At 54.1% G+C, this 24981-nt stretch carries 19 protein-coding genes, 3 tRNA genes, 3 rRNA genes and 1 pseudogene; 13 read left to right on the forward strand and 13 right to left on the reverse strand.

Annotated features, from left to right (window positions below; translation table 11 throughout):
* Window positions 1-7 precede the first annotated feature (7 nt).
* From puuE to ACL2XP_RS20790, 3 genes are read right to left on the reverse strand one after another with little or no spacing between them, the layout of a single operon-like run.
* The gene (puuE, locus tag ACL2XP_RS20780) at window positions 8-994 is read right to left on the reverse strand and encodes an allantoinase PuuE (protein WP_413735060.1); all 987 of its coding nucleotides are present in this window, start codon (window positions 992-994) and stop codon (window positions 8-10) included.
* A gap of 28 nt (window positions 995-1022) precedes the next feature.
* Complete coding sequence (locus tag ACL2XP_RS20785) at window positions 1023-1760, reverse strand: aspartate/glutamate racemase family protein (RefSeq protein WP_413735061.1); 738 nt, start codon at window positions 1758-1760, stop codon at window positions 1023-1025.
* 4 nt (window positions 1761-1764) lie between these two features.
* Window positions 1765-2481, reverse strand: coding sequence for a GntR family transcriptional regulator (locus ACL2XP_RS20790; protein ID WP_413735063.1), 717 nt, complete (start codon window positions 2479-2481; stop codon window positions 1765-1767).
* A gap of 157 nt (window positions 2482-2638) precedes the next feature.
* Between ACL2XP_RS20790 and ACL2XP_RS20795 the strand changes: the two genes are divergently transcribed.
* Window positions 2639-4150 carry an NCS1 family nucleobase:cation symporter-1 gene (locus ACL2XP_RS20795; protein WP_413735065.1) on the forward strand — a complete coding sequence of 504 codons (1512 nt, stop codon included), beginning with the start codon at window positions 2639-2641 and terminating at the stop codon, window positions 4148-4150.
* Between the two features lie 152 nt (window positions 4151-4302).
* Window positions 4303-4686, forward strand: coding sequence for a tautomerase family protein (locus ACL2XP_RS20800; protein ID WP_413735066.1), 384 nt, complete (start codon window positions 4303-4305; stop codon window positions 4684-4686).
* Window positions 4687-4706: 20 nt separating this feature from the next.
* On the opposite strand, the gene ACL2XP_RS20805 is transcribed toward ACL2XP_RS20800, so the two are convergent.
* The 3 genes from ACL2XP_RS20805 to dnaQ all read right to left on the reverse strand — a co-directional run bounded on the left by ACL2XP_RS20805 (window position 4707) and on the right by dnaQ (window position 7306).
* Window positions 4707-6083, reverse strand: a complete 1377-nt coding sequence (locus ACL2XP_RS20805) for a chloride channel protein (RefSeq protein WP_413735067.1) — start codon at window positions 6081-6083, stop codon at window positions 4707-4709.
* Between the two features lie 243 nt (window positions 6084-6326).
* Window positions 6327-6403, reverse strand: a tRNA-Asp gene (locus ACL2XP_RS20810).
* Between the two features lie 135 nt (window positions 6404-6538).
* Window positions 6539-7306 (reverse strand): DNA polymerase III subunit epsilon, encoded by a 768-nt coding sequence (gene dnaQ / locus ACL2XP_RS20815; protein WP_413735068.1) that lies wholly within the window; start codon window positions 7304-7306, stop codon window positions 6539-6541.
* Here dnaQ and rnhA point away from each other — a divergent pair.
* Window positions 7251-7819: pseudogene (rnhA, locus tag ACL2XP_RS20820) on the forward strand (ribonuclease HI). The gene dnaQ and the pseudogene rnhA sit on opposite strands and share 56 nt — an antisense overlap.
* Here rnhA and ACL2XP_RS20825 read toward each other — a convergent pair.
* Window positions 7801-8538 carry a class I SAM-dependent methyltransferase gene (locus tag ACL2XP_RS20825; RefSeq protein ID WP_413735070.1) on the reverse strand — a complete coding sequence of 246 codons (738 nt, stop codon included), beginning with the start codon at window positions 8536-8538 and terminating at the stop codon, window positions 7801-7803. The pseudogene rnhA and the gene ACL2XP_RS20825 overlap by 19 nt on opposite strands.
* A gap of 48 nt (window positions 8539-8586) precedes the next feature.
* Between ACL2XP_RS20825 and gloB the strand changes: the two genes are divergently transcribed.
* Window positions 8587-9339: a hydroxyacylglutathione hydrolase gene (gloB, locus tag ACL2XP_RS20830; RefSeq protein WP_413735072.1), complete on the forward strand. Its 753-nt coding sequence runs from the start codon at window positions 8587-8589 to the stop codon at window positions 9337-9339.
* A 70-nt stretch (window positions 9340-9409) separates the two neighbouring features.
* Window positions 9410-10774 carry a murein transglycosylase D gene (gene mltD / locus ACL2XP_RS20835; protein WP_413735073.1) on the forward strand — a complete coding sequence of 455 codons (1365 nt, stop codon included), beginning with the start codon at window positions 9410-9412 and terminating at the stop codon, window positions 10772-10774.
* Between the two features lie 70 nt (window positions 10775-10844).
* On the opposite strand, the gene ACL2XP_RS20840 is transcribed toward mltD, so the two are convergent.
* A complete protein-coding gene (locus tag ACL2XP_RS20840; RefSeq protein ID WP_413735074.1) occupies window positions 10845-11690 on the reverse strand; it encodes an endonuclease/exonuclease/phosphatase family protein in 846 nt (281 codons plus the stop codon).
* 568 nt (window positions 11691-12258) lie between these two features.
* Here ACL2XP_RS20840 and ACL2XP_RS20845 point away from each other — a divergent pair.
* The 8 genes from ACL2XP_RS20845 to ACL2XP_RS20880 are packed head-to-tail and all read left to right on the forward strand — an operon-like array spanning window position 12259 to window position 18706.
* On the forward strand, window positions 12259-13731 hold the full coding sequence (locus ACL2XP_RS20845; RefSeq protein ID WP_413735075.1) for an asparagine synthase family protein: 1473 nt from the start codon (window positions 12259-12261) through the stop codon (window positions 13729-13731).
* A 2-nt stretch (window positions 13732-13733) separates the two neighbouring features.
* On the forward strand, window positions 13734-14486 hold the full coding sequence (locus ACL2XP_RS20850) for an enoyl-CoA hydratase/isomerase family protein (protein WP_413735076.1): 753 nt from the start codon (window positions 13734-13736) through the stop codon (window positions 14484-14486).
* 11 nt (window positions 14487-14497) lie between these two features.
* Entirely contained in the window at window positions 14498-15322 is an 825-nt protein-coding gene (locus tag ACL2XP_RS20855) for a TauD/TfdA dioxygenase family protein (protein WP_413735077.1), read from the forward strand.
* Window positions 15323-15366: 44 nt separating this feature from the next.
* Complete coding sequence (locus ACL2XP_RS20860; RefSeq protein WP_413735078.1) at window positions 15367-16500, forward strand: proline dehydrogenase family protein; 1134 nt, start codon at window positions 15367-15369, stop codon at window positions 16498-16500.
* Window positions 16500-16769, forward strand: a complete 270-nt coding sequence (locus tag ACL2XP_RS20865) for a 2Fe-2S iron-sulfur cluster-binding protein (protein ID WP_413735079.1) — start codon at window positions 16500-16502, stop codon at window positions 16767-16769. The genes ACL2XP_RS20860 and ACL2XP_RS20865 overlap by 1 nt, the downstream gene beginning before the upstream one ends.
* The gene (locus ACL2XP_RS20870; protein ID WP_413735080.1) at window positions 16766-17632 is read left to right on the forward strand and encodes an SUMF1/EgtB/PvdO family nonheme iron enzyme; all 867 of its coding nucleotides are present in this window, start codon (window positions 16766-16768) and stop codon (window positions 17630-17632) included. The genes ACL2XP_RS20865 and ACL2XP_RS20870 overlap by 4 nt, the downstream gene beginning before the upstream one ends.
* Window positions 17622-18152, forward strand: a complete 531-nt coding sequence (locus ACL2XP_RS20875) for a carbapenem self-resistance protein CarG family protein (RefSeq protein WP_413735081.1) — start codon at window positions 17622-17624, stop codon at window positions 18150-18152. The genes ACL2XP_RS20870 and ACL2XP_RS20875 overlap by 11 nt, the downstream gene beginning before the upstream one ends.
* On the forward strand, window positions 18149-18706 hold the full coding sequence (locus ACL2XP_RS20880; protein WP_413735082.1) for a carbapenem biosynthesis protein CpmH: 558 nt from the start codon (window positions 18149-18151) through the stop codon (window positions 18704-18706). Before ACL2XP_RS20875 ends, ACL2XP_RS20880 begins: the two co-directional genes overlap by 4 nt.
* 49 nt (window positions 18707-18755) lie before the next feature.
* On the opposite strand, the gene ACL2XP_RS20885 is transcribed toward ACL2XP_RS20880, so the two are convergent.
* The 5 genes from ACL2XP_RS20885 to ACL2XP_RS20905 all read right to left on the reverse strand — a co-directional run bounded on the left by ACL2XP_RS20885 (window position 18756) and on the right by ACL2XP_RS20905 (window position 24489).
* Window positions 18756-18832, reverse strand: a tRNA-Asp gene (locus tag ACL2XP_RS20885).
* Between the two features lie 106 nt (window positions 18833-18938).
* Window positions 18939-19054: ribosomal RNA gene (gene rrf, locus ACL2XP_RS20890) — 5S ribosomal RNA — on the reverse strand.
* A gap of 206 nt (window positions 19055-19260) precedes the next feature.
* A 23S ribosomal RNA gene (locus ACL2XP_RS20895) occupies window positions 19261-22174 on the reverse strand.
* Between the two features lie 409 nt (window positions 22175-22583).
* Window positions 22584-22659: transfer RNA gene (locus ACL2XP_RS20900), tRNA-Glu, on the reverse strand.
* A 287-nt stretch (window positions 22660-22946) separates the two neighbouring features.
* Window positions 22947-24489: ribosomal RNA gene (locus ACL2XP_RS20905) — 16S ribosomal RNA — on the reverse strand.
* Together the 16S, 23S and 5S rRNA genes with 2 tRNA genes alongside form the textbook arrangement of a ribosomal RNA operon.
* Window positions 24490-24981: the final 492 nt, after the last annotated feature.

Genomic DNA, 24981 nt, shown 5'->3' on the forward strand with positions numbered 1-24981 from the left:
CCGGGAGCTAAACGTGTTTATCCTGTTCGGGGGGGACGGCCTGATAGGGTTGATGGGCAATCCAGTGCTCGGCGATATCCTGGCGGCGGCAAATCCATACCCGCTCATGCTGCTGCACATAGTCCAGGAAACGCTGTAGCGCGCGAAAACGTCCCGGCCGCCCCAGAATCCGGCAGTGCATCCCCACCGACATCATCTTGGGCGCGGTTTCCCCCTCGGCATACAGCACATCGAAACTGTCTTTAAGGTAGGTATAAAACTGATCGCCGCTGTTAAAACCCTGGGGCGAGGCGAACCGCATATCATTGGCCTCCAGCGTATAGGGCACAATCAAATGCGGTTTTACCGATCCGTCCGTACAGGACACCCGGGTCCAGAAGGGCAAATCGTCGCCGTAATAATCGCTGTCATACAAAAATCCGCCGTGCTCGACCACCAGCCGGCGGGTATTGGGGCTGTCACGCCCGGTATACCATCCCTGCGGCGTATTGCCGAACAGTTCGGTTAATACTTCCACCGCCTGGTGCATATGCTGGCGTTCGGTTTTGGCATCCATACCCTGGTAATGCAGCCAGCGCCAGCCGTGGCTGACCACGTCGTACCGCGCCTGTTTGATCGCTTCCACCACTTGGGGATTGCGCGCCAGGGCCATCGCCACGCCGAAAATGGTCAAGGACAAGCCCCGGCGCTGGAATTCCTGATGAATACGCCAGAAACCCGCACGGGAACCATATTCATATAAGGAATCCATCGACATATGGCGTTCCGGATAACTGGCCGCGCCGATAATATCGGATAGGAACTGTTCGGAACCCGCGTCGCCGTGCAATACGTTGCTTTCCGAGCCTTCTTCGTAATTGAGGACAAATTGCACCGCAATCCGGGCGTTATCCGGCCACGCGGCATGAGGAGGCTTACCGGCATAACCAATCAGGTCGCGCGGATAATTTTTGTTATTGAAAGAAAAGCTTTTCTTTTCGGTCGCTTCACTCATATTCAGTTCCTTTTAGAGAGCTGCTATTTTAGTTTAGTCCGTTAAAAGGCCCGGTTAGTTCTTTTGGCAGGGGAAAATTAAGATCGCCATGCTTGCTGGTGGCCAGCCCCATGCCGTGCAGCGATTCAATTAATTTGATGGCCGCGCTAACGCCGTCGATCACCGGTAATTGCAGCTCCGCAGTGAGCTCAAGGGCTAAATCCGCCATGCCGGCGCAGCCCAGGACAATGGCGCCGATGCCGTCGTCCCGCCGGGCCAGCAGACACTGTTCACGCACCTTCTCCCGCGCAAGGCCCGAACCGTCCTCCAGGGCCAGCACCGGCAGGTCAATGGCGCGCAGCCGGGCGCAGTTTCGCTCAAAGCCGTAACTGTGCAGCAGATGGCGCGCAATAATCAGGGTGCGGGGCAAGGTGGTCACCACCGAAAAGCGGGTGGCCACCAGAGTGGCCATATGCATTGCCGCCTCGGCGATGCCCACCACCGGCGCGCTGGCCAATTCCCTGGCCGCCAGCAGCCCCGGGTCGCCAAAGCAGGCGATCACATGCCCGCTGACGCCCTGCTCGCGCCCCTGCTTAACTAATTGCAACACGCCCAGGGCGGCGACCGCTTCGTCAAAATGGCCTTCCACCGAGGGCACCCCCTCGCCCGGGCAGACCGCCATAATCTCTGTGCCGGGGGCGGCGACCTTGCGTGCCGCCCAATGGATACGATCGGTCATGGCGCGGCTGGTATTGGGATTAATCAATTGTATACAACATGACGCCATGGTTTTACTCCTTCACCGCCAAGCCGAACAGCCGGGCGAAATCCGGCGTGGTTTCGCCGCTGCGCTCAAAGCGTAAATTGGCCAAAATATCCGCGAAATGCCGCTCCATCTGGCGGGCCAGATCGGCGGTGCGGCGCTGTCTTAACAGCGCCACCAGCGCGCTATGATCGTGACAGCGGCAACCCTGCTGCCAGGGCGTGCCGTAAGCGGCAATCACCAGCGATGAGCGCAATGTGAGCTGCGAGACCATTTGCGTCAGCACTTCGTTGCCCGCAATGGCCTGAAGCTGCACATGAAACAGCGCCGAGAGGCGAATGGCCGTGGCGCCGTCGCGTTCGTCATGGGCCTGTTGTTCGTCGGCCAACAGGCTTTCAAGGGCGGTGATATGGGTTGCTTCGCATGCGTCCACCACCCGGGGCAAATTAGCGCACTCCAGCAGGCAGCGGGTGCTGAGCACGTCGCGGGCCTCATCCACCCCCGGCATCGCCACCTGGGCACCACGCTTGGGCGTTAAGGTAATTAACTGCACCACGGCAAGGCGTTGCAACACTTTGCGAATCCCGGTCCGGCTGATGCCGAATACGGCGGCCAGGGCCTCTTCCGGTAATTTACTGCCGGGCAACAGCTGATGTTCCACAATGGCTTTCACTATGGCGTGATAGATCGCATCGTCTTTATCTGGCGAAAAAATAGTGTTTTTCAGCCCGTACCAACTGGTCATAGCCCGCTCCTGTATACGTTTTTAGATTTTATCGTATACGTAATATAAATATTTTGTATACACGATTTTTGACTCTTGGCCTGAATCCTGCAAATCCTCCCTTGACCACGATTTTCATCGTCTACCTATGGGTTGGTGTTTAAGAGGAGCACGTTCCATGCCAAACGGTAATCATCTGTCCCCAAAATATCCGTCCCCGAACAGCGCGGCTGTCGATCATAGCCACTATAGCCCCAAGCTCACCAATGAGGATCTCGCGCCTACCAAGCAGCAAACCTGGAGCTGGTACAATATTTTTTCATTTTGGATGTCGGATGTGCACAGCATGGGCGGTTATGTGGTTGCCGCCAGTTTCTTCACCCTTGGCCTGGCGAGCTGGCAGGTACTATTATGCCTGCTGGTGGGGATCTGCATCGTGCAAATTTGCGCCAACCTGGTGGCCAAGCCGAGCCAGATGGCCGGCGTGCCCTACGCGGTGATTTGCCGGCAGGCGTTCGGGGTGTTCGGCGCCAATATCCCGGCGGTGATACGCGGCCTGATCGCCTTCGCCTGGTATGGTATCCAGACATTCCTGGCGGCCAATGCCCTGATGCTGGTATTGCTGAAATTCTTCCCGGCATTGCGGCCCATGACCCAAAGCCATTGGCTGGGCCTGTCGGGGCTGGGCTGGATCTGTTTTGGCCTGATGTGGTTTTTACAGGCGATGGTTTTTTGGCACGGCATGTCGGCCATCAAGCGTTTCATCGACTTCGCCGGTCCGGCGGTTTACGTGGTGATGCTGGCGCTGGCGGGCTGGATACTCTACCAAACCGGCTTGAGCAATATTTCTTTTACCCTGAGCAGTAAAACGCTGTCCAGCGGCGAGCAGGCCTGGCAAATGCTGACCGCGGTGGCGCTGGTGGTCTCATATTTCTCCGGTCCGCTGCTGAACTTCGGTGATTTTTCCCGCTACGGTAAAACCATGGGCGAGATTCGCCGGGGCAACCGCTGGGGACTACCCTTTAATTTTTTACTGTTTTCCATTGTCACCGTGGTCATCGTTTCCGGCACGCAAAGCCTGTTCGGCCAGATGATCACCGATCCCATCGAAACCGTCAGCCGCGTCGGCAGCAGCGTGGCGGTGGCCTTGGGCCTGCTAACCATGATTATCGCCACCATCGGTATCAATATCGTGGCGAACTTTGTTTCCCCGGCCTTTGATTTTTCCAATTGTTCCCCGCAGAAAATCAGCTTTCGCACCGGGGGGATGATTGCCGCGGTGGGGTCGGTATTGCTTACGCCCTGGAATCTGTTCCAATCCCCGGAGCTGATTCATTACACCCTGGACGTGCTGGGCGCGTTTATCGGCCCGTTATTCGGCATTCTGGTAGCGGATTTTTATCTGATCAAGCGCGGCGAAATTTCGGTGGACGACCTGTTCAACGCCACGGCGTCCGGCCGTTATTGGTATCGCAACGGTTTTAATCCCAAGGCGGTGATGGCATTGGCGCCGGCGGTTGCCATCGGCCTGGCGATCAGTTTCACGCCGGGCATGCATCCGGTGGCGAATTTCAGCTGGTTTATCGGCGTGCTTCTGGGCGGCGGTTGCTATCGTTATCTGGCCCGCCACGATCGGGTCGCCAGTCCTGGTATGCGATATGTCGGTGTGGCGGCGGCCCCTAAAGAGTAAGCCATGGCGACAAGGTATCCCCGCGCGCGGAAAAACGCGGGGATACCCGCGCGGCGGCGGTTGCATGGAGTTTGGTCATAATCTACTATTGCTGACTATTAGCCATCGATATCCCGATGGCAGGCTATGCCGCCTTTTTTATGGAGTATATTATGCCCTTGGTCCGTATCGACATTAAGAAAAATCCCGACCCCACCTACATTAAGCGCATCGGCAGGGTGGTGTATCAATCGCTGAAAAGCGCCATTAACGTGCCCGAACATGACAATTTCCAGATCCTCAACGAGCATGATGGCGATCACTTTATTTATGATGCCGGTTATCTGGGCATCAATCGCACCGATAAGCTGGTAATCGTTCAGATCACCCTTAATGAAGGCCGCAGCACCGAGCAGAAAAAGGCGCTCTACAAAAGCATCGCCAGCGGCCTGCATGAAGCGCTGGGCGTTTCGCTTGAGGATGTGTTTATCAATCTGATCGAAGTTAAGAAAGAAAACTGGTCATTTGGCAACGGCATCGCCCAATACGCCGGTTAATGCGCCATCAACCTGCCGGCTCAGGCAGGCCGATCGGCGGGTCTTTCCCCTTTTCTCCATCGTGGCCAACGGGCGCATAGCCTGCTGGCGCACATTGCCCCCACCACCGCCAGAGCCATCGGCACCAGAAAGTCATGATCAATGCGGGTAAATTCGGTAACCAGGATAATCGCGGTAAGCGGCATATTCATCGAAGTAGCCAAAAACGCGGCGGCGCCGATAATGGCAAAAGCCCCCATCGGCACGCCGGGCCAGATCAAGCTCCATAATCCCCCCAGCACCACCGCCAACAGCGCCCCATTGGACAAGCCGGGCGTCAACAGGCCGCCCTCGGCCCCGGCACGCAGGGTGGCGGCGGTAATGGCAACCTTAAGCACCAGCAATAGCCCCGCCATGCCTATTGTCAGGACGCTGCTAAAACCCAGCTGCGCCGGTCCCTTGCCATTACCGAGCAGTTGCGGCAGCCAGACCGCCAGGCAGCCGATAATCACAAAATTGATCAATGCGAATACCGGCAGCCGCCAGCCGCGGGCCGCATCCCGCCGCGCCGCCGCGGTCAATTTGACGAAACCGTGGGCCGCGAGGCCAAATAGCGGACCGGTGACTAACGACCACGTCATCAGGCTGGCGCTCACGGGAAAATGAGCAACCACATATTGGGATTCCGCTCCCAGTCCAAGCCAGGCCACGGACGCGGCAATGGCGCAAGCGGTCAGGGCCATCATGGCCGCCCGCCAGTTGAAGGCGGCCAGCAGGACTTCCAGCACGAATACCGCCCCGCCCAGCGGCACATTATAGACCGCCGCCAAACCGGCGCCCGCGCCGCAGGCGACAATCAGCCGGCGCTGGTCCAGCGGCAGCCGGGCATAGTGGGATAACCATCCGCCCAGCATGGACCCCAGTTCCCGCGGCGCCACCTCCCGCCCCAGCGGAGAACCCAGCGCGACCGTAATAATTTGTAACAGCACATGGGCCAAGGTACTGCCGGGGGGCATCAGCGGCGCATCCGCGGCAATCGCCCGCTTAATGCTGACCAGCGGCCGGCCGAAACGATACAGGGTCCACCAGCCCATCCCCGCCACCAATCCGCACAGGGTAAGAATCATTACCCGTCGCTGTCCCGGCGCCGCGCTCACGCCCATCAGAAAAGTTTCCGGACTGATAATATTGCGCAGACTATAACCATAGGCCAGATGCTGTACGGCATGCAGCAACAGGGCCAGCAGCATGCCGCCCAGGCCCGCGCCGATACCGGTTAAAATGACGATTAACGCCAGGGTGATGAGGCGGGCGGGTTCCGCCAGCGCGGGAACGGCCGGCGTTTTGTCCGGGTCACTGCAGGCATGATGGGATATGGCGGGGGCGTGATGAACGTCCGGGACTGGCAGGTGCGACATGTGATTGGTCCTGGTTTAGATCCGCATGGGAGTTTAGCGTTATAAAATATAGGCTATGCGGCCGGGATTATGAAGGGAAAGCGGTTTGCGCCGGAAAATTGTGTCTAAACATCATCGAGATAGGCCGGTAAAACGGAACAGCATCGGGGTAAGATCCCAGATCGTGAACCGGCCGGCAAAAAACAGCGCGATTAAAAACAACATGGGCCGCAGCGAAATCGCAGCAGCCCATTGGGAATTTATTGGCGGTGTGGACGGGACTCGAACCCGCGACCCCCGGCGTGACAGGCCGGTATTCTAACCGACTGAACTACCACACCGCACATGTGCTTTGTCGGGAAAGCGAGGCGAATAGTACGGTTAGCACCGTGCCGCGTCAATGCTTTTCACGCGCGGGCATCTCGTTTGGCGATAATTTCGGCATAACGTTGTTTTATCAGCCGGAGCAAATGATTTTATTGGGATTGCGCTTCGCTTTCCGGCCGCCATAAGCAGCTGCCGCCCTTCTTCTTCACCAGATCGAGACGGTGTTCATGGGCCGCCATTTCTTCATCGCTGGCGTAGATCACCTTTAGCTGCGTCTGGGCGCGCTGGACCCGCTGGATATTCTCGCCGCCGTCCGCATTGCGCCGGCCGCTTTCACCTTCCATGGAAAAACGCATGGATGTCTGGCCGCCGGTCATGGCCAGATAGACTTCCGCCAGAATTTCGGAGTCAAGCAGCGCGCCGTGCAGGGTACGTTTGGTATTATCGATCAAATAGCGATCGCACAGCGCATCCAGGCTGTTGCGCTTGCCGGGAAACAGCTTGCGCGCCATCAGCAGGCTGTCGGTGACTTTACAAAACGTGTCGGTTTTACCGATGCCCCGGTTGAGTTTGCCGAACTCATAATCCATAAAGCCGATATCGAACGGCGCGTTATGAATCACCAGTTCGCCGCCGCGGATAAATTCGAGGAATTCGTCGGCCACCTGCTCGAAGGTGGGTTTATCCGCCAGGAATTCATCGCTGATACCGTGGATATTGTAGGCTTCGGGGTCGATCAGCCGATCCGGTTTCAGGTAAACGTGGAAGTGCCGCCCGGTGAGCCGGCGGTTAACCACCTCCACCGCGCCGATTTCGATAATCTTGTGGCCTTCGTAATGAACCCCCAGTTTGTTCATACCGGTGGTTTCAGTATCCAGAACAATCTGTCGCGTAATTCCAGTGCCCGTAGCGTTCATTTATGTCAGACTTGTTTTTTTTCACATGAAGGTAGTCTACCAGAGATGCAGAAACAGGTAGAAATTTTCACCGATGGATCTTGCCTGGGCAATCCCGGCCCGGGCGGTTACGGTGCCATCCTGCGTTATAAGCAGCATGAAAAAATTTTTAGCGCCGGTTACCGGCTCACCACCAACAACCGCATGGAGCTGATGGCGGCGATCGTAGCGCTGGAAGCGCTCAAAGACCCCTGCGAAGTGGTGATCAGCACCGATAGCCAATATGTGCGCCAGGGCATTACGCAATGGATTCATAACTGGAAAAAACGCGGCTGGAAAACGGCGGAAAAAAAACCGGTTAAAAATGTGGACCTGTGGCAGCGGCTGGATTTAGCCATCCAAACCCATGTCTTGCGCTGGGACTGGGTTAAAGGTCATGCCGGCCATCCGGAAAACGAGCGCTGCGATGAGTTGGCGCGCAGCGCGGCGTGTAACCCGGCGTTTGAGGATATCGGCTACCAGCCGGAGAAGTAACGGTCCCGCCAGCTGTCACGGCTGGCGGCCCCTACGGTTCGCCGCACGGAAGCCTTGAGCGTTTTGCTTTTTAACGGATTAAGCGTGAGCGGGAAGGTGCGTTTGCGCGCCACGATTACGCTCAGACAGCCAATGGCGGGCAAATGCTCGCTCAGCAGGCGTCCGCCGCGGCGGCGCCAGGGCAGTACTTGAAAACGCGAGCGGTGCAAGACTTCGAAGTTAAGGATGCTCAGCCAGTCCAGTAAGCGCATCTGGGTATACATCCGGCTGCGATAAGGCTGCCGACGCTGGACAATCGGGCATAATTTGCCCAGTCCCAGCAAACTTACCGGATTGAAGGTGGTGATAATCAGCCAACCGTCGTCAATCAGCACCCGGTCCACCTCCCGCAGCAGGCGATGCGGATCGGAGGTATACGACAGGGTATGCGCCAGCAGGCAGGCATCCGTGGACTTATTGGCGAACGGCAATTGAAAAGGGTCGGCGATCACGTGCAGGTCGTCCCCTTTGATGCCGACATTGACCTGGTGCGAAACGGCACAGCTTTGCGTGTCGATTCCCGCGCTGAGCGCGCCGATCTTAAGCAAATGAAACCCGAATAATTTAGGCCACCAAGGGAGCAGGCTGGCTTCCAACGCCCGGCGATAGTTCTCTCCGTATGGGAGGTCGTCCCATGAGGTTGGCGCGATGATAGGCTGGGTGATTTGCGCTGGTTTCATGTTTGACTATCTTCTTAGTGCCATAAAATAAATTAACAGAGGTGAACAATGAATCTTATCAGTATTCCCGCATTCCAGGACAATTACATTTGGCTTTTGCAAAACGACCAGCAGGAATGCATCATCGTCGATCCCGGTGAAGCCGATCCGGTGTTCGCCGCGCTGGCGGAGCGCCACTTGACCCTTAAGGCCATTTTATTAACCCATCATCATCACGATCATGTGGGCGGCGTCCCCGCCTTGCTGGCCCGTTTTGACGTGCCGGTCTACGGCCCCAGGGAAACCGCCGGCAAGGGCGCCGGGCACATCGTCGGGGAAGGAGACACCGTCCGGGTACTGGATATGGCCTTTTCCGTGCTGGCTTTTCCCGGCCATACCCTCGGTCATGTGGGTTTTTATAGCGCGCCCTATCTATTTTGCGGCGACACGGTGTTTTCCGCGGGCTGCGGCCGGCTGTTTGAAGGAACGCCGAAGCAAATGTATGAGTCTTTTCAAAAGGTTAATCAGCTTCCACCCGATACGCTCATTTGTGCCGCCCATGAGTATACTTTAGCCAATTTGGCCTTTGCCAGAGCGATTTTGCCCCAAGACCCCGAGATCGTCGCTTATGAACGTAAAATTAAGCAGTTACGGGCAAAAAACCAAGCCAGCCTGCCCACAACGCTACATTTAGAGCGTAAAATTAACCTTTTCTTACGCTGCCATGACGTTGATTTACAAAACAAATTAGACCCACATCATGCGTTGGACGAGGAATGGCGCATTTTCGCCTTATTACGGGAGAAGAAGGATCATTTCTAAAGGTTTTAGTTGTAATGTAGGAATGTTCAAAGTATTATTGCCTGTCTTTTAAGCAACTATTGACATACAGATGAAGACTCATGCGATCTTAATCGCCTCGGTCTTGCTCGTGGGTTGCCAGTCGTCCAGGCCGGACGATTCTCCACCCGAACAGCATGCACAGAGTGTTTCTTCGGCAGGTCAAGGTGAAGCAGGAAAGTACACAGACGGCCGAGCGACCTCGGCGCGGTGGCTTGATGATTCAAGCCCCGCGCAACCCGATTTGTGGAACTTCATTAGCGACGAGCTGAAGATGCAGATACCGGAAAACGCCCGGATCCGCGAACAGAAAAAGCGTTATTTACACAACAAGAGCTATCTCCACGATGTAACATTACGGGCAGAGCCGTACATGTACTGGATTGTCGAGCAGATAAAGCAACGCAAAATGCCGATGGAACTGGTACTGCTACCCATAGTGGAGAGCGCTTTTGATCCCAAGGCAACATCAGCCTCCAACGCGGCTGGCCTTTGGCAGATTGTGCCGACAACAGGTAGGAACTATGGTTTAAAGCAAAACCAATGGTATGACGGCCGTCGTGACGTCGTCGCATCCACCACCGCTGCGCTTGACATGATGCAGCGTCTTAATCGTATGTTTGACGGCGATTGGCTGTTAACCATCGCGGCTTATAACAGCGGCGAAGGGCGAATCATGCAAGCGATAAAGTCCAACAAAGCCAAGGGATTATCCACTGACTTTTGGGCGTTGTCGCTGCCCCGTGAAACGACGATTTACATCCCGAAAATGCTAGCGCTTAGTAATATTATTAAGAATAGCAAACAATACGGGGTTGTGTTGCCGAAAAGCAATAACGACCATGCGTTGGCGCGGGTGGAAGTGGGTCAGCAGATTGGCTTGACCCAGGCGGCGGAAATGGCGGGGTTATCGTTAACTAAGTTGAAAAGCTATAACACCGGCTATAAACGTAACGTAACCGCACCAAATGGCCCGCACTATATCATGCTGCCTAAATCCCACGCTTCACAGCTACGGGACTCTTTGGCCGAGGGTGATATTGCCGCCGTGCAGTCAACCCAGTTGGCGGATACGGCAGCGGGCGGCGCTAAATATCAGGTGCGTTCCGGCGATACGCTTTCGAGCATCGCCAAACGTCTGAACCTCAAGACCAGCGACCTGATGAAATGGAACAATTTGCGTTCGGGCAATAACCTGAAGATTGGGCAGTCGCTGCAGGTGGCCAATAACGGCATCAGCAACAGCAGCATCACCTACCAGGTACGTAAAGGTGATTCCCTGGCCAGCATCGCCAAACGGCATAATGTCGACATTCGCGACGTTATGCGCTGGAACGGCGCGCTGGACAACGCCAGGAACTTGCAGCCAGGCATCAAGCTGACGCTGTTCGTAAACGGCAAGGCATCGGATTCCTGAGCGTTTTCCAGGCAAAAAAAACAAGCACCCGGTGCTTGTTTTTTTTTGCCTGCAATTCACGGCATGCGGCTTATTTGCGGGGAGTGATGCCCACGATCTGCGGCTCGGGGACCAACGTATCAGTGCGCGGCTGAGGCTCGAACTCCACCAGCAAGGGGTTATGATCTGACGCCTGGGTCACTAATACCGATGCTTCGGTCACGTTAAGCCCGCGATAAAAGACAAAATCCAGCGGGCGGCCAAAAGCACGGCGGCGCTGGTCATCAAGGAATTTCACTTCCTGCAGGGTCATGCGATCGGCAAAACGGTACAAGGCCATAATGCGTTGCCGGCTCCAGGCATTAAAATCCCCCGCCATAATCACCGGTCCTTGATGATTTAATATCTGCTCGCCGATCGGCCCGAGCTGCTTGCTATAAACATCGACGCCCAGGCTGAAGTTGACCGCATGGATGTTTACCACCATCATCAACTGGCCGTCATGCAAAGGATAAACCGTCACCAGGGCGGACTTGGCCAAACGCAGCAGCGGCTCGCGCTCGCGCAGCGGGCAGCAATAAACCGGGTGCGCCGCGGAGAGCGTCATGACACCCGACGGGTGCTGGGGGAAAATCAGCGCCGGCACCTGATCGGTCGCCAGATAATGGGATGTGGCAAACCTCACCAGTTCCGGGGTGGTTTGGGCTTCCTGCAATAATACCAGTTGGGCATCCTTTCCGAACCCTTGCAGCACAGAGAGCCAATCAGCGCGTTGCTGTTTGAAAATATTCCATACCATCACCCGCAATTGCTGCGATCCCGGCAACGGTTCGCCGGGCGGCAGCGCCTGATCGGCGCGACTGAAGGCAAGTGGTGGAAAAATACGCTCAACTGGCTGTCCCGCAACATACCTGACTGAATATGTTTTTTTTGGCACGGTTACCGCCTTGTTAACTGTTACTTTGACGCCGGTGGAAAATCTTGTGTCATGTGAATAGCTGTTTTTTTTCCACTGGCATTGGTACCACTACGATCTTTTATAAGATGTTTGATCGACAACTTCAATGCTAACCTAAAAACGCCAGGCCGGCATAAGAGAGTGTAACATAAAAGCCGCCCCCAGCGGGCCTGCGGTCGTGCCAAACATCCGCGGGGAATGCTGGGGGGCGCCGGTCCCCGGGGGAACCGCGCGTCGACCGGACGAATCTAATATTTATCCGTTATGACGCTTTCATTCCCGGGTAATTTATAGATCTTTGTCCATCATCATTTTCATTTATCAACTAAAGAACTTTTCACATTATATTTAATTACTGAAATAAAAGCATTTATTCGCCGAATGTAAACTAGCTTACTAACATAAAAACTGCACTTTAGCGCAGTATTTTTTAAAGAAAATTATACCTACATTGTCAATGTGCGAAGCGGGAAAATAGTTTTATGATTATTTTACGAGGTGAAAAATGACAACCGATGGTTTTTGCATTATTCAGGGTAATAGCGACATGCCAATAGATATTATCCAGAGCAAATATTGCGGCCTGGTGAAAAACCTGCGCAGCGGACTTTTATTTATTGGGGGAAATACATCATTCTATACTCATCAATTTGCTACGGGCACAGCTTATCTTATTGGCAATATTCATAATCGCGATTTTTTAACCTCTTTAGCCGGCCATTTCGAGGGGCAGGCCTATGCCATGAATAATGCAACGTGTCTTTATCTGCTGCAAGAAAGATTTGGCGACGCCGCGTTGGCGCTGGCGGAAGGCGACTTCTGTTTTATTATCGAGAGCCAGGACGGTTTTTTGACTATTATAACTGACCCGCATGGATTCAGGCCGATCTACAGAGTAGATAATGGCGGCATATGGATAACCGATCGCCTGAAATTTGTCGGGGCAGTGAAAGGCGAAGATGCTTTTGATTTTTATCCGGCTGACGCCGTTTGCCGCGACAACCATTATCCCGATAGTTATCTGCCCATCCATAATGCCCGCCGTCTCAAGCCGGGCACCCTTAATTACCTGACTTATGATACCCAGGATTACGCCTGCTGTGAAAGTCGCATAATGGTGGCCCCAGCTAGCAATGAACCGCTGAAGCTGGCGCGTGACCCATTGCTCGCGCTAATTGACTGCTACCTGAATACGCCGCTGGCGTCATTAGGTCCACGGTACGGCACCGCCGGCATTCCGCTCTCGGGCGGATTGGATTCCAGCTTGATAACCGCCTTGGCAAAACGGCATTTTCACCGGATTAAAACCTATTCTATCGGCACTGGGTACAGTAATGAATTTGAATTCTCGCAGCAGGTGGCCGATACGCTGAAAACCGAACACCGGGTGCATATCCTTTCCGGACAGGAAGTGATACGCGGTATCGCCGAAGCCATTTACCATAACGAAATTTTTGATGGCCTTTCCGCTGAAATCCAGTCCGGCCTGTTTAACGTTTACCGGCTGGCGCAGCATGAGGTGAAATGCATGCTGACAGGTTATGGGTCGGATATCTTATTCGGCGGCATATTGCAGCCGGGCAAGCATTATGAACAGCCCAACCGGTTGCTGGCGGCTCAGGTTTACCGTACGCGCTGGACCGGCGAATTCTCAAGCGGCGGCGCCCGCCACTACGGATTGGAAATCTACCATCCCTTTTGGCGCACCAATCTTATTACCCTCTGCCACGCCCTCGATCCCCACTTTAAAATCCGCGATAACGAAGTAAAAGTCATCCTGCGGGAATATGCCGATCAATTGCACAGCCTGCCGCCGGAAATTGTCTGGCGCCGCAAGATCGGTATTCATGAGGGTTCATCGCTGAACCGCGCGTTCGCCAATATGCTCGGCTCGGAGATCGGTGATTATCGAGCCAAGACCCGGGCCGCTTATGCCATGTACCGGACATTTCTTACCGGCAACCTGACCGTCGACGATATGACGCCCGCTCGCGTGGCCGCTCTGTTTAAAGGAGTTTAATCATGGTCCTGGAAGAGAATATCGGTACGGTACGGCTGATCACCTTAAATCATCATAATACACATAATGCTTTTAATGAAGCGCTGGAAACGGCGGTAAGGCGCGCCCTCGCCGCCGCGTCGCAAGACGATGCCGTAAATGCCGTGGTGGTGTATGGCGGCGATAATCGATCGTTTTCCGCCGGCGGAGACTTTAACGAGGTAAAAAACCTGAATAGCGATGCGGCCGTGGAGCAATGGATCGATCGCGTCATCGCGCTTTACCAGGCGGTACTCAACGTCGATAAGCCCACCGTCGCCGCCATGGATGGATACGCCATTGGCATGGGCTTCCAATTCGCCATGATGTTCGACCGCAGGGTTATGGCCCGGGAGGCTTGTTTGGCGATGCCGGAATTAAAACACGGCATCGGTTGCTCGGTAGGCGCGGCAATTTTGCGTTTTACCCACGGTTTTAGCGCCATGCGCGACATTATTTACCAATGCGATGAGTTGGATGCTCAACGGTGCCTGGATTTGCGCCTGGTCAATCAGATTACCGACCGCAAAGACCTTGTCAGTTCAGCTCTCGCCCAGGCCAGCCAGCTGGCCGGCTATCCGGTATCCGCCTTCTCCAGTACCAAACGCGCCGTCAATGCACCTTTTATCATGGCGCTGAACCATTCCAGAGATGAGTCCAAGGCAGTGCATAAAAAGGCGTTTGCCGCTCGTGACGCGCAACGGCACTTCAAAAAGGTGCTGGGCGAAAACTATTAACAGGAGTCAATATGATGAAACCACAGCTATGCCATCACCCCATTATGCCAACCGGTTTCGGCGCTGGCATCACCGCTGGCGACTTTCTGGCAGCCAGTACCGGCAGCATCAAAAATTTGCTGATGCGCCAGGGTTTTGTGCTGGTTAAAAACCTGTCGCTGGATGCAGACCGCTTTCGCGATATCTATTCGGCGTTCGGCACGATTGTCGAGTATACCGACGAAAAAGGCGGCGTCGGGTTTGGCTATCGCGACACCCTGAAACTGGAGGGAGAGAAAAATAAAATCGTTACCGGCCGCGGGCAATTGCCGCTGCATGCCGATGGCGGTTTGCTTCTGACCCAGGTTGATCAAGTGTTTCTGTATGCGGCGCAGATCCGCAATATGAAATTTCGTGGCGCCACTACGATTTGCGATCATGTTCTGGCCTGCAGAGAGATGCCCGGTCACCTGCTGCGCGTACTGGAGGAAGAAACGTTTGAAGTCAGAGTGCTTGAGCGCGGTTATTACGTGGATGTGTCGCCAGCGGATTGGTTCAGGGTGCCAGTTTTCACTGATTTGGGCTGGGTACGCAAAATGCTGATCTATTTTCCTTTTGATGAGAGCAATCCGGCCAGTTGGGAAAGCCGTATCGTAGGGTATAACGAGTGGGAAACCGCGCGTTTTTTTGCGGAATTAACCGCCTTTTTTAAACAGCCTCGTTACTATTTCAAACATTACTGGCAGCAAGGCGATCTGCTGATCATGGATAACCGCCGGGTGATTCATGAACGGGAAGAATTTAATGACGATAATATTATCCGCCATCTATACCGTGGGCAAACCGCCACGCTTTAATGACTATTGCCGGTATACTTGAATACCGGCTGCGTGGAGATAACATGAAAATAAATACCGGTGAAATATATTCAAGATATAATACTAGTACGCTAATATTTAAATACATCACCACTAATTTATTAACTCACTCAATAACGCGCACCTTTTCATTACGGATATTAAAAAGGTATCTTGCATGCCGCCCTGCATGGCTGCTAAAATTAATTCATGGTATTTATTTGGGCGGGCAATCCTTGGCGGAGGTTGATCTCGCCGCGTCCCGCCTGGCGCAGGACGGTGTCTGCTGCGCCATTGATTATGCGGCCGAGGGCGAAAATAATACGGCGCACTTTAATCTAGCCCTGAAAAATACGTTTCAGCTCATAGATATGGCGGCTAGGGCCGAAAATTTGCCGTTTGTTATTATTAAACCCTCTACTTTTGGCAACATCGAACTCTATACGCGCATGACACAGCGTCAGCCGCTAAATGCAGAACAGCAAATACAATGGAGAAAAATTGTGTCGCGTTATCGCCGTATATTCGATCGGGCCAGCAGTCGCAACGTCAATATCATGGTGGATGCCGAACAGTCATGGTTTCAGCCGGCGGCCAGCCGTTTGGTCCTGGCAATGATGCCGTTTTATAACCGCCACCGACCGCTGATTACGTTGACATTGCAATGCTACCTGCGCGACCAGATGGATTTTCTGCGTTATTGTTACCAGCAGGCCTGTAATTATGGTTTTCATTTAGGACTTAAAGTGGTGCGCGGCGCTTATCTTGAAGAGGAACGTCGCCACGGCGGGTACCAACCTTGCTTTGCGGAAAAATGGCAGACCGACAGCTGTTATCATGAAACCATCGATTATATTGTCCAACGCCTCGATCGTATCACGCCTTTTTTTGCCACCCACAACGAGGAGAGTATCGATCGCATCATCAATCACCCGCTCTTGCGCCATCATACCGTCTGGATCGGGCAATTATACGGCTTTGGCGATCACATTACCTATAAATTGCTGCATGCCCGCCTGCGGGTCTGCAAATACCTGCCTTATGGACCTATTCATCTGGCGCTGCCCTATCTGCTGCGCCGCATCGAGGAAAACGCAATCGCGACGCCTACCTTTAAGACGGAAAACCGCCTGGTTAAACAGGAATTATCGCGCCGTTTTTTTAGGAGATCTAAATAGTGATCTGGCAATGCAAAATCCGTCATCACTCATCAGCTTTTGGCCTGTCGGAACATGATTCCATACTGACCTCGGCGCATCTTGCCGGGAAAAAACTGAAATATGGCTGTGCTGCGGGCCATTGCGGCCTATGCAAACTCCGCTTATGCAGCGGGCAGGTGGATATGAGGCATTCAGGCGGCATTTCGCGCGCTGATATCACTGCGGGTTATATTCTTGCCTGCTGCTCCCGCCCGCTAACCGATATCGAAATTGAACTGGATGAATGATAGTGAAGGGAAATCTGCTGGGCGTGTTTCTGTTGTTTTCCGCGGTGCCGGCCGGCGCCATCCCAACACCCGCCGAGATCCGGGTCGAGGGCGGGGATTATTATATTGGCGATGTGTTTGGCCCACATGATTTTACGCAGCGCGCCAATACCCGCCTGGCTGCTTTTTATATGCAGCAAACCCCGGTTACCTATAATTTTTATCAGCGGGTTTTCGACTGGGCCCAAAAACACGATTATCGATTCGGCAACGGCTGCAATGGCGCGATTTATGAAGATTGCCGGCCGACTGGCGCCGATGACGGACGTCATCCGGTGACCAATGTGAGCTGGTGGGATGCCATCGTATTTGCCAATGCCTGCAGCGCCATGACCCAGCGCAGCGCCGTTTATCTTACCCCCGCCGGTAATATCATCACCGCGGTGCCCGATGATGACCTTCCCGTGGCCGTACATATAAGCGATACGGCCGATGGCTATCGGTTACCGACTCTGGCGCAATGGCAGGTTGCGGCCCGGGGCGGTAAACCGGCCTTGGCGCAAGGGCGATATGGCGATCGGTACGCGGGCGGTCATAACGCGGAAGATGTCGCCTGGTTCACGTACGATTACACCCATGAATTCGGCACCGCTCCGGTGGCAACCAAACGGCCCAATGCGCTGGGACTATTTGATATGAACGGTAATGTATCCGAGTGGCTGCAGGACAGTTATGCCGTTGACGGCGGCCAGCCGATGTACTATTTCTGCGGCGGCAGTTTTCTGACGCCGGTTAGCTCCCTGGCAAGCTGCGATATCCATACGCCGGGGTTTTTTACGCCGGATACCGGCATCCGGCTGGTAAGGAATGACCATGAGAGTTAATTACCTGCTGGGTTTATTATTGTTTTCCGCCTGCCCGCAAGCCGCAAGCCTGAGTCCGGTACCTCTAAAACCGGGTCCCAATCTGCTCGATCTTAACCATGACGGCCGAGCGGATTATATTATGCTGGCCCAGTTTGATAATAATACGTCCCACCCCAGCAGCGGCATCAGCTTTTTCATCGCCAAACCTGATGGTGGCTATAGCGTCGTGCCGGTAGCCGGCGGCGAGGGTTTTATCTGGTTTGATTATCGGTTATCAGCCTCCGCCCTGCGCATACATGGCTACCGGCTCTACCGGGACGGCGTACATTATTATTTGATTGGCGCACATAAAACCGGCGAGGATCTTACCGATCCGCAACCCGTTTTATTCGATGTTTATCAACTTGAAGAGACTCGCGACGATCCCGGCGTGCCGCTCTACGGCTGGCAGCTCCGCCATACTTTTACCAGCTCGCGGCATTACCAATCGGTAGATCGGGCATTTGTGGAAATCGACAATATGAGCCTGCCGCGATGAAGTTGCCCCTTCTTGCGCTTTTACCCCTACTGCTACTGCCGGCCCCGGCTTGCGCTACCGCTGCCCCGGCGGAGTATCGCCGCCTGATACAGGACTTCCTTGATGCCGAGCCGCCCTATTGCCTGGGGGAAACGCAGTGGCCGGTGGTCAGCCGCAGCGGCGAAGCCCCATGGCTGGCGGGGCGCCTGCACGCTTTAGTCGATGCAGGGTTGGCCCGGCGTTCGCAAAACGGGCGGCAGGCGGTTTATCAATTAAGCAAGACGGGCGAGCAGTGGTATGGCGGCAACGGCGATTTGTGTTATGGCCGCATGGAGATCGGCCGCATCAATCATATTGAGGCGATTAACGATGGGATGGTAGCCGTCTCTTATTATTATCGATTAAAGGGTCTGGCACCTTGGGCATATCATCCCACGCTGCGTTTTGCCTTCAGCGAAATGGATCAAATGGTCGGTGGCATGGATAAGACGCGGTATCAGGTTATTATCAATACCGCTTTGGGCGGCGCCCCTAAACTACAAAATTATCCTTCCCCGGTGGAAATGGATTATTAAATGACAAAAAAAAACCCAAACGGATGTTTGGGGTTTTTCTCTTTTACAGTGGCGGTGCGGACGGGACTCGAACCCGCGACCCCCGGCGTGACAGGCCGGTATTCTAACCGACTGAACTACCGCACCACTAATTTGGTACTACATCTAAAACCTGATATTTGCGGGGTCAACGCATATCACTACCGTTTTAGATGTTAACCAGCGTCTTTTAGGACACTGGGTCTAAATGGATGCCTGGCAGTTCCCTACTCTCGCATGGGGAGACCCCACACTACCATCGGCGCTACGGCGTTTCACTGCTGAGTTCGGCATGGGGTCAGGTGGGACCACCGCGCTAGTGCCGCCAGGCAAATTTCTCGTCTCATCCTGAGACTCGCCCTGCGGGCCAGCGCTGTGCGCTGTACAAAATTGCTCCCGGCAATTTTGTCATTTCCCCTGTGCAAGGCCAACGCTCCGCGTTGTTGACAGCCCGTCCGTGTTTCGACCGGCTGCTGGTTATATCTTCCGTTACAAGCTGAAAATTCTTTCGTCTCTCTAAACATCTTAGGTGTTGTAAGGTTAAGCCTCACGGGTCATTAGTATCGGTTAGCTCAACGCATCGCTGCGCTTACACACCCGACCTATCAACGTCATCGTCTTTAACGTCCCTTCAGGTGACTTAAAGCCACAGGGAAGACTCATCTCGAGGCAAGTTTCCCGCTTAGATGCTTTCAGCGGTTATCTTTTCCGCACGTAGCTACCGGGCAATGCCATTGGCATGACAACCCGAACACCAGTGGTGCGTCCACTCCGGTCCTCTCGTACTAGGAGCAGCCCCTCTCAATCTTCCAACGCCCACGGCAGATAGGGACCGAACTGTCTCACGACGTTCTAAACCCAGCTCGCGTACCACTTTAAATGGCGAACAGCCATACCCTTGGGACCTACTTCAGCCCCAGGATGTGATGAGCCGACATCGAGGTGCCAAACACCGCCGTCGATATGAACTCTTGGGCGGTATCAGCCTGTTATCCCCGGAGTACCTTTTATCCGTTGAGCGATGGCCCTTCCATTCAGAACCACCGGATCACTAAGACCTGCTTTCGCACCTGCTCGAGCCGTCACTCTCACAGTCAAGCTAGCTTATGCCTTTGCACTAACCTCACGATGTCCGACCGTGATTAGCTAACCTTCGTGCTCCTCCGTTACTCTTTAGGAGGAGACCGCCCCAGTCAAACTACCCACCAGACACTGTCCTCGACCCGGATCACGGGCCGGAGTTAGAACATCAAACATTAAAGGGTGGTATTTCAAGGTTGGCTCCATGCAGACTGGCGTCCACACTTCAAAGCCTCCCACCTATCCTACACATCAAGGCTCAATGTTCAGTGTCAAGCTATAGTAAAGGTTCACGGGGTCTTTCCGTCTTGCCGCGGGTACACTGCATCTTCACAGCGAGTTCAATTTCACTGAGTCTCGGGTGGAGACAGCCTGGCCATCATTACGCCATTCGTGCAGGTCGGAACTTACCCGACAAGGAATTTCGCTACCTTAGGACCGTTATAGTTACGGCCGCCGTTTACCGGGGCTTCGATCAAGAGCTTCAGCTTGCGCTTAACCCCATCAATTAACCTTCCGGCACCGGGCAGGCGTCACACCGTATACGTCCACTTTCGTGTTTGCACAGTGCTGTGTTTTTAATAAACAGTTGCAGCCAGCTGGTATCTGCGACTGGCTTCGGCTCGGGGAGCACGTCCCTCCACCTAATGCCAGCGTGCCTTCTCCCGAAGTTACGGCACCATTTTGCCTAGTTCCTTCACCCGAGTTCTCTCAAGCGCCTTGGTATTCTCTACCTGACCACCTGTGTCGGTTTGGGGTACGATTCGATGTGACCTGGAGCTTAGAGGCTTTTCCTGGAAGCGTAGCATCAATTCCTTCACCACCGTAGTGGCTCGTCGTCACGCCTCAGTGTTGAATAAAAGAGCGGATTTACCTGCTCTTTCCACCTTCACGCTTGAACCGGGACAACCGTCGCCCGGCGAACCTAGCTTTCTCCGTCCCCCCTTCGCAGTCACACCCAGTACAGGAATATTAACCTGTTTCCCATCGACTACGCCTTTCGGCCTCGCCTTAGGGGTCGACTCACCCTGCTCCGATTAACGTTGAACAGGAACCCTTGGTCTTCCGGCGAGCGGGCTTTTCACCCGCTTTATCGTTACTTATGTCAGCATTCGCACTTCTGATACCTCCAGCAGCCCTCACAGGCCACCTTCGCAGGCTTACAGAACGCTCCCCTACCCAACAATACCCGAAGGTATCGCTGCCGCAGCTTCGGTGCATGGTTTAGCCCCGTTACATCTTCCGCGCAGGCCGACTCGACCAGTGAGCTATTACGCTTTCTTTAAATGATGGCTGCTTCTAAGCCAACATCCTGGCTGTCTATGCCTTCCCACATCGTTTCCCACTTAACCATGACTTTGGGACCTTAGCTGGCGGTCTGGGTTGTTTCCCTCTTCACGACGGACGTTAGCACCCGCCGTGTGTCTCCCGTGATAACATTCTTCGGTATTCGCAGTTTGCATCGGGTTGGTAATCCGGGGTGGACCCCTAGCCGAAACAGTGCTCTACCCCCGAAGATGAATTCACGAGGCGCTACCTAAATAGCTTTCGGGGAGAACCAGCTATCTCCCGGTTTGATTGGCCTTTCACCCCCAGCCACAAGTCATCCGCTAATTTTTCAACATTAGTCGGTTCGGTCCTCCAGTTAGTGTTACCCAACCTTCAACCTGCCCATGGCTAGATCACCGGGTTTCGGGTCTATACCCTGCAACTTGACGCCCAGTTAAGACTCGGTTTCCCTACGGCTCCCCTAAACGGTTAACCTTGCTACAGAATATAAGTCGCTGACCCATTATACAAAAGGTACGCAGTCACCCTGACGAATCAAGGCTCCCACTGCTTGTACGTACACGGTTTCAGGTTCTGTTTCACTCCCCTCGCCGGGGTTCTTTTCGCCTTTCCCTCACGGTACTGGTTCACTATCGGTCAGTCAGGAGTATTTAGCCTTGGAGGATGGTCCCCCCATCTTCAGACAGGATATCACGTGTCCCGCCCTACTCATCGAGCTCACAGCCATTGCACCTTCGGATACGGGGCTATCACCCTGTGTTGCCGGACTTTCCAGACCGTTCTCCTGATGCAAAAGCTGATGGTGACTCTGGGCTGTTCCCCGTTCGCTCGCCGCTACTGGGGGAATCTCGGTTGATTTCTTTTCCTCGAGGTACTGAGATGTTTCAGTTCCCTCGGTTCGCCTCGATACGCTATGGATTCACGTAACGATAGTGCAACGAATTGCACTGGGTTTCCCCATTCGGACATCGCCGGCTGATAGCGCTTCATATCAGCTCACCGGCGCATTTCGCGGATTAGCACGTCCTTCATCGCCTCTGACTGCCTAGGCATCCACCGTGTACGCTTAGTCACTTAACCTCACAACCCTAAGATGTCTGTCTTTTCTGTCCGACGGGCTGCGCGACTTCATGGCGGCGTTGCCCCGGTACTCGAAATCCTCATGGACAGACAGTCCACTGCGGTTTCTCCGTGCCGGGCGCCTTGCCCTGTAATCGCTCGCACCGTCTAGCCTCAGCGTGGTCAAAAAACCGCACCTTGGCGACAGAGAAAGTATCAGATGTTGCCATCGACACGGCAACAACTTGGATTTGCTTATTTGAGAGACTCGCATACTGATTTTGCTCAGCATGGTATTTCAAATTTTCAGCTTGTTCCGGATTGTTAAAGAGCAGTATTTCGCAGCATACTCGCACGTTTTCACGCGTAAATGTGCTCTGAAATGATCAGACAATGAGTAATGGTCTGGGTGACAGTTCGTAAGGCGGTTTGGCGTCCCCTAGGGGGTTCGAACCCCTGTTACCGCCGTGAAAGGGCAGTGTCCTAGGCCACTAGACGAAGGGGACACGGAAAATGCATGCAACGCACCGCGTTGCTTTTCCGTGTAAGGCGAAACTTTCATTAATGAAAGTAAGCGACCCTTTTCTAGCTGAACAACGCATCGCGTTGCTCACCTATTGCAGGCCACACCTTACACTTACGGCGCACATCAGCGACCCTTTTCTAGCCGAACAACGCATCGCGTTGCTCTCCTACTGTCAGGCGACGCCTCACGTACAAAACCATACGTTCTGTTGCTCAATACAGTTATCAGACAATCTGTGTGGACACGTCACAATGAGGTATCTTTCGGTAAGGAGGTGATCCAACCGCAGGTTCCCCTACGGTTACCTTGTTACGACTTCACCCCAGTCATGAATCACAAAGTGGTAAGCGCCCTCCCGAAGGTTAAGCTACCTACTTCTTTTGCAACCCACTCCCATGGTGTGACGGGCGGTGTGTACAAGGCCCGGGAACGTATTCACCGTGGCATTCTGATCCACGATTACTAGCGATTCCGACTTCATGGAGTCGAGTTGCAGACTCCAATCCGGACTACGACGCACTTTGTGAGGTCCGCTGGCTCTCGCGAGTTCGCTTCTCTTTGTATGCGCCATTGTAGCACGTGTGTAGCCCTACTCGTAAGGGCCATGATGACTTGACGTCATCCCCACCTTCCTCCGGTTTGTCACCGGCAGTCTCCTTTGAGTTCCCACCATTACGTGCTGGCAACAAAGGATAAGGGTTGCGCTCGTTGCGGGACTTAACCCAACATTTCACAACACGAGCTGACGACAGCCATGCAGCACCTGTCTCAGAGCTCCCGAAGGCACATTCGCATCTCTGCAAACTTCTCTGGATGTCAAGAGTAGGTAAGGTTCTTCGCGTTGCATCGAATTAAACCACATGCTCCACCGCTTGTGCGGGCCCCCGTCAATTCATTTGAGTTTTAACCTTGCGGCCGTACTCCCCAGGCGGTCGATTTAACGCGTTAGCTCCGAAAGCCACGGCTCAAGGCCACAACCTTCAAATCGACATCGTTTACAGCGTGGACTACCAGGGTATCTAATCCTGTTTGCTCCCCACGCTTTCGTACCTGAGCGTCAGTCTTCGTCCAGGGGGCCGCCTTCGCCACCGGTATTCCTCCAGATCTCTACGCATTTCACCGCTACACCTGGAATTCTACCCCCCTCTACGAGACTCTAGCCTGCCAGTTTCAAATGCAGTTCCCGGGTTAAGCCCGGGGATTTCACATCTGACTTAACAGACCGCCTGCGTACGCTTTACGCCCAGTAATTCCGATTAACGCTCGCACCCTCCGTATTACCGCGGCTGCTGGCACGGAGTTAGCCGGTGCTTCTTCTGCGAGTAACGTCAATGATAAGCGCTATTAACCCCTACCCCTTCCTCCTCGCTGAAAGTGCTTTACAACCCGAAGGCCTTCTTCACACACGCGGCATGGCTGCATCAGGGTTTCCCCCATTGTGCAATATTCCCCACTGCTGCCTCCCGTAGGAGTCTGGACCGTGTCTCAGTTCCAGTGTGGCTGGTCATCCTCTCAGACCAGCTAGGGATCGTCGCCTAGGTGAGCCATTACCTCACCTACTAGCTAATCCCATCTGGGTTCATCCGATGGCGTGAGGCCCGAAGGTCCCCCACTTTGGTCTTGCGACGTTATGCGGTATTAGCTACCGTTTCCAGTAGTTATCCCCCACCATCAGGCAGATCCCCAGACATTACTCACCCGTCCGCCGCTCGCCGGCAAAGTAGCAAGCTACTTTCCGCTGCCGCTCGACTTGCATGTGTTAGGCCTGCCGCCAGCGTTCAATCTGAGCCATGATCAAACTCTTCAATTAAAAGCTTGATGCTCAAAGATTGTCATACTGTTAATCTTTTGAATTACCGTATGTCACTCTTCAAGACTTGGTATTGTTGTGTTTCGATACCGTCTTGTGAGTGCCCACACAGATTGTCTGATAAATTGTTAAAGAGCATGGCCAGCGTGATGTAAAACTCACCTGGCGCGGGTTGCGTATATTACGTTTTCCCGCTGAAGAGTCAAGCTTTTATTTGCTCCGGCCCGTGGTGCGGCGGAGCGCTTTTCCCTTGCCGACCCGGCGTCGCGTTAGCGTTTGTTCCCGGTCAGTGGAGGCGCATTATAGGGACTTTCTCGGGCCTGACAAGGCTTAATTTGAAAAAAACGGCTGATTGCTCAATATTACGCCAAACGGCGCTTTTTCCTCCTGAAAACGAAGGCCAGGGCATAAAAAAGCCCCGCCGATTAACGGCGGGGCTGATATCTGCATAACCGGGACTATCAGAAACGCTGGCCCCGCAGCACGATAGCG

Origin of the sequence: Sodalis sp. RH21 (genome assembly GCF_047324175.1) — a bacterium.
GTDB lineage: Bacteria > Pseudomonadota > Gammaproteobacteria > Enterobacterales > Enterobacteriaceae > Acerihabitans.